Genomic DNA, 5,063 nt, shown 5'->3' with positions numbered 1-5,063 from the left:
GTTCAAAACGATAAAGCCGTTGTTGAAATTCCATCACCAGTGGAAGGTACCGTGGAAGAAATCCTTGTTCAAGAAGGAACGGTTGCCGTTGTCGGTGATGTACTTGTAACATTCGATGCTCCAGGTTATGAAGATCTTCAGTTTAAAGGGGATCATGGAGAAGAAGCGAAGGCAGAAGGTGAGAAGAATACGGAGGCCCAGGTTCAAGCTACTGCTGAAGCTGGACAGGAAGTCAAGAAAGAGGCTGCTCCGGTTCAAGAAAATAGTGCAGAAACGGGCGCGGGATCACAACCAAAGGTTGAGGTGGATCCTTCACGACGTATTATCGCCATGCCTTCTGTTAGGAAATATGCACGCGAACAAGGGGTAAATATTCGTGAGATTTCTGGTTCTGGGGATAATGGCCGCATCATGAAAGAAGATATCGATGCTTTCAAAAACGGCAAAACGGCTCCACAGCAACCAGCAGCTCAAAGTGAAGCTTCACAACAAAACGATACGGAAACAACCGAAAAACAAAAAGTTTCAATTCCAGAAGGGCAATATCCTGAAACTCGCGAGAAAATGAGCGGTATGAGAAAAGCGATCGCCAAAGCAATGGTTAAATCCAAACAGACAGCTCCACATGTAACATTAATGGATGAAGTCGATGTGACGCTACTAGTTGCTCATCGTAAGAAATTCAAGGAAATTGCTGCAGAAAAAGGAATTAAGCTTACATTCCTACCTTATGTTGTTAAAGCGTTAACAAGTGCATTGCGTGAATTCCCTATGCTTAACACATCGTTTGATGATGAGGCAAGTGAGATTATCCATAAACACTATTACAATATCGGAATTGCGGCAGACACAGACAAAGGACTGCTCGTTCCAGTTGTAAAAGATGCAGATCGTAAATCAACTTTTGCTATTTCACAAGAAATTAATGAATTAGCTACGAAAGCTCGTGACGGAAAATTGGCTCCTAACGAAATGAAAGGTGCTTCATGTTCCATCACGAATATCGGTTCCGCAGGCGGTCAGTGGTTCACACCTGTAATCAATCATCCAGAAGTTGCCATTCTAGGGATTGGACGCATTGCCGAAAAAGCAATTGTACGCGACGGGGAAATTATCGCCGCTCCAGTTCTGGCATTATCACTGAGTTTTGATCACCGCATGATTGACGGGGCTACTGCTCAGCATGCATTGAATCACATCAAAAAGTTATTGAACGACCCAGAATTATTGCTAATGGAGGCGTAAACAATGGTAGTAGGAGATTTTCCAATCGAAACAGATACTTTAGTGATCGGTTCAGGCCCAGGGGGATATGTTGCGGCAATTCGCGCAGCACAGCTTGGACAGAAAGTAACGGTCGTTGAAAAAGGAACAATTGGCGGAGTTTGTTTGAATGTAGGCTGTATCCCATCAAAAGCTTTAATTTCAGCGGGACACCGTTTCCATGAAGCTCAACATTCAGAAGACATGGGTATCTTTGCAGAAAAAGTTACTGTTGATTTTTCTAAAGTACAAGCTTGGAAAGGTACTGTTGTAAAAAAATTAACTGGCGGCGTAAGCAGCCTGTTAAAAGGTAATAACGTTGAGGTTGTAACAGGCGAAGCTTATTTCGTTGATGAAAACAGCATCCGTGTTATGAATGATGACTCAGCTCAAACATATACATTTAAAAACGCAATCATCGCTACTGGTTCATCACCAATCGAGATTCCGTCCTTTAAATATACGAAACGTGTACTTAATTCTACTGGAGCTCTTGCTTTGGAAGAAGTTCCAAGTTCTATCGTAGTAATCGGTGGAGGTTACATTGGTACAGAGCTTGGCGGCGCATTCGCCAGCTTTGGAACTAAAGTGACTATTCTTGAAGGTACGGAAGAGATTCTTTCTGCAGGCTTTGAAAAACAAATGGCAGCACTTGTTAAACGTAACCTTAAAAACAAAGGTGCTGAAATTGTTACTAAAGCAAATGCTAAAGGTGTGGAAGAAACTGAAACAGGCGTTACCGTTACTTATGAAGTAAAAGGCGAAGAGAAAAAAGTCGAAGCCGATTACGTTTTAGTAACAGTAGGTCGTCGTCCAAACACTTCAGAAATTGGTCTTGAACAAGTCGGAATCAAAATGACTGACCGTGGTTTAATCGAAACTGATAAACAATGCCGTACAAGCGTGAAAAACATTTACGCAATCGGTGATATCGTTTCTGGACCTCAATTGGCTCATAAAGCTTCTTATGAAGGTAAAATTGCAGCTGAAGCCATTGCAGGACATTCATCAGAAATCGACTATCTTGCTATTCCGGCTGTAGTATTCTCTGAACCAGAACTTGCTTCTGTCGGATATAATGAAAAAGAAGCGAAGGAAGCTGGAATCGAAGCGCTTGCTTCTAAGTTCCCATTCGCTGCAAATGGACGTGCTCTTTCATTGAACAATACGGACGGATTTGTGAAGCTAATCACTCGCAAAGAAGACGGATTGGTTATTGGAGCCCAAATCGCAGGACCAAATGCTTCTGATATGATTGCAGAACTTGGTTTAGCTATCGAAGCAGGAATGACTGCTGAAGATATCGCGATGACAATCCATGCACATCCAACTTTAGGAGAAATCACTATGGAAGCTGCTGAAGTAGCCCTAGGAACTCCAATTCATATTATTAAATAATTGATACCAAAAAAAGCGTGCTGCCATTTGCAGTACGCTTTTTTGGTTTTTATAAATAAAAATTAAATTAAAACTGGTACAAATTTAATGTCTTCTCCCAAATTAGGATATTTTCTTTACTCAATTTAAATGAAAAGTGCAAAATGGGCATAAGCTATACAAAGGTCTTCATACTTTTTTTCTATAAAAGGTTTAAATTGAGTAAAAGAGGATAAAAAAATAGGAAGAGCGATGTACTGAAGAATTAGGCTGCCGATTAAACAAAGTGGCTGATTATTCATTTTAAATGGGGTGGATCACTTGAAAAATTATCTGGTAATCCTCTTTCAACTAATCGTTTGGAGCGGATATACATTGGTTGAATGGCTTTCTGTTAATGATCGTTTTGTTTTTAAGGTATTTATGTTTCTGGTTTTTTCTTATTTGGCCATTTACATTGGTAAAATGATTTTAAAATCCAACAAGCGGACAATGCTTGTTACCATAATCAGTTTACTATGTTACGGTGTATTGCAAATTCTTTTGGAAACGTTGGTACCCATTTATTGAATTTTGAATCTTTACAATGACACATGAAAAACATGGAGGAAACATGATCACCAAGGTAGTAGTTATGTTTGTATTTGCTTCACTTTTATTAATTGGTTGTAATAATTCAGGTTCCAATCAAACTGAAAAAAAAGAACCAAAAAGTGTGGAAACAACTACCACTATCCAAGATGAAACCAAACAAGAACAAGATATGAAAGAAGAAGCATCAAAAACAATTAGGAATTCAGAGAAAGAAAATTTTCAGGCCGAGTACCGGTTGAACAAAGGTAATTGGTCATTTGAACCAATTCAGGATGCAGAACCTAAGGTTGTCTTGTTGATGTTCGATGATGCACCTGATAAGTACTCGTTAGAAATTGCAAGAACACTTCAAAAACTTCAAGTGCCGGCGATATTTTTTGTCAATGGATATTTTATTGAAAGTGATGAAAAGAAATCGATGTTAAAGGAAATTCATGATATGGGCTTTTCCATCGGTAATCATACGTATTCTCATGTCAATTTGAAAGAGCTAACAGAAGAAGAGCAAAAGCGGGAAATCGTAAAATTGAATAATTTGGTGGAAGGCATTATCGGGGAACGCCCTAAGTATTTTAGGGCGCCTTTTGGATCTAATACCGATTTTTCCAAAAAAGTTGCTGCAAACGAAAAAATGCTGGTCATGAATTGGACATATGGATATGATTGGGATAAGGAATATCAAGATAAAAAAGCATTGACAGAGATCATGTTGAACAGCCCTTATTTATCCAATGGAGCCAGTTTACTGATGCACGACCGAAAATGGACGAGAGAAGCGATAGAGGATATTGTGAAAGATTTTCATAAGAAAGGATATAAGATTCTTGATCCAAAATTAATTGAAACGCCTGAATGATTTGAAGTTACGGCCACTATCAGTTTTTTATTTTCTTGGATAGTAATACATCACTCGCTTGTTAAAAAGATGGAGTTGTGCTCGTAACTTCTTTGCAAGGAATTTACATAATTCATTAGCTTTCCCTTTATCACCGAATGTTGCAGTTTCTGGAAGGGTGAATTGGATATAAGATTGAATTCGCTCTAGTCCATCTTCGTCCTGAACGATTTCTTGGTCGACTCCGATTAGTATCATGTGATATCTGTCCACATTGGATTGGAGATAAATTACTTTATCTTTCATCTTTTCAGGCTCTTTCATTTCATAAGGAAAGGCCTTCTTATCATAATCCCAATTGAGTTGTTTTCCCGTTTTAGCGGTGATCATTTGGTAATATGTGAGCAATTCCTTCACGTCTTCAATGGTTACGGCTTCTTTCACGGACTCAGGAACGAGCTTGATATAGGCATTTTCAATCATTTGAATCCCCCTTAGCTCTATAGATTTTAATTGTATTTTAACATTTTATGGTTGTTTTATATACTTATCTATATGTAAATTTAAAGGTAAAATTCCTTTTTCACTCTTCTGGGTTAGTTTGGTAATATGATAAAAAATTGTTAAATTGTGTTGACTTCCAGTTTTTATTTTGATGTAAAATTTATATAKATGCTAGCTAATAAGGAGTGGGAAGCTTGATTTTAAAGTTTAATGAACATATTCATGTTTTACAAAAAAAAGGTGTAAGGGATGTTGCTTACCGGTAAAGATTTAGCAATAAATCAATCATATTTAATAAAGAGGTGGTCACCCTTTTTAGTCGAAGACTTACGACTTTGCTGAACTGATGCAAGTAAAAGCATGAGTTTATATTTAGGGTGAAAAAGATCCCAAATGGACAAAGAAGAATGATGAATTACCAAGGGCCACGGCTGCACGCAATGGGCTGGGTGGGGTCCAAGAAGCGGCTATTAGAATCCTATGTATAATC

At 38.3% G+C, this 5,063-nt stretch carries 5 protein-coding genes; 4 read left to right on the top strand and 1 reads right to left on the bottom strand.

Going from position 1 to position 5,063, the window contains the following annotated elements:
• From AC1DUW_RS20725 to AC1DUW_RS20710, 4 genes are all read left to right on the top strand, one after another.
• The coding region (locus AC1DUW_RS20725; RefSeq protein WP_477643339.1) for a dihydrolipoamide acetyltransferase family protein at positions 1-1,245 on the top strand (1,245 nt) is incomplete at its 5' end.
• 3 nt (positions 1,246-1,248) lie between these two features.
• Positions 1,249-2,661: a dihydrolipoyl dehydrogenase gene (gene lpdA, locus AC1DUW_RS20720; RefSeq protein WP_053345168.1), complete on the top strand. Its 1,413-nt coding sequence runs from the start codon at positions 1,249-1,251 to the stop codon at positions 2,659-2,661.
• Positions 2,662-2,952: 291 nt separating this feature from the next.
• Complete coding sequence (locus AC1DUW_RS20715) at positions 2,953-3,210, top strand: hypothetical protein (RefSeq protein WP_330219140.1); 258 nt, start codon at positions 2,953-2,955, stop codon at positions 3,208-3,210.
• Positions 3,211-3,253: 43 nt separating this feature from the next.
• Positions 3,254-4,090 (top strand): polysaccharide deacetylase family protein, encoded by an 837-nt coding sequence (locus AC1DUW_RS20710; protein WP_477643338.1) that lies wholly within the window; start codon positions 3,254-3,256, stop codon positions 4,088-4,090.
• Positions 4,091-4,117: 27 nt separating this feature from the next.
• Here AC1DUW_RS20710 and AC1DUW_RS20705 read toward each other — a convergent pair whose 3' ends face one another.
• Positions 4,118-4,552, bottom strand: coding sequence for a DUF1885 family protein (locus AC1DUW_RS20705; protein WP_053345171.1), 435 nt, complete (start codon positions 4,550-4,552; stop codon positions 4,118-4,120).
• Positions 4,553-5,063 lie beyond the last annotated feature (511 nt).

This window comes from Peribacillus sp. P4_C12 (assembly GCF_056402095.1).
The sequence above is the reverse complement of the archived record's forward strand: the minus strand, read 5'-3'. Positions and strand labels throughout refer to the sequence as shown.

Excerpts from the sequence above, each read along its gene's own strand:
- lpdA (WP_053345168.1), top strand. The coding sequence starts at position 1,249 with ATGGTAGTAGGAGATTTTCCAATCGAAACAGATACTTTAGTGATCGGT.
- AC1DUW_RS20705 (WP_053345171.1), bottom strand. The coding sequence starts at position 4,552 with ATGATTGAAAATGCCTATATCAAGCTCGTTCCTGAGTCCGTGAAAGAA.
- AC1DUW_RS20710 (WP_477643338.1), top strand. The coding sequence starts at position 3,254 with ATGATCACCAAGGTAGTAGTTATGTTTGTATTTGCTTCACTTTTATTA.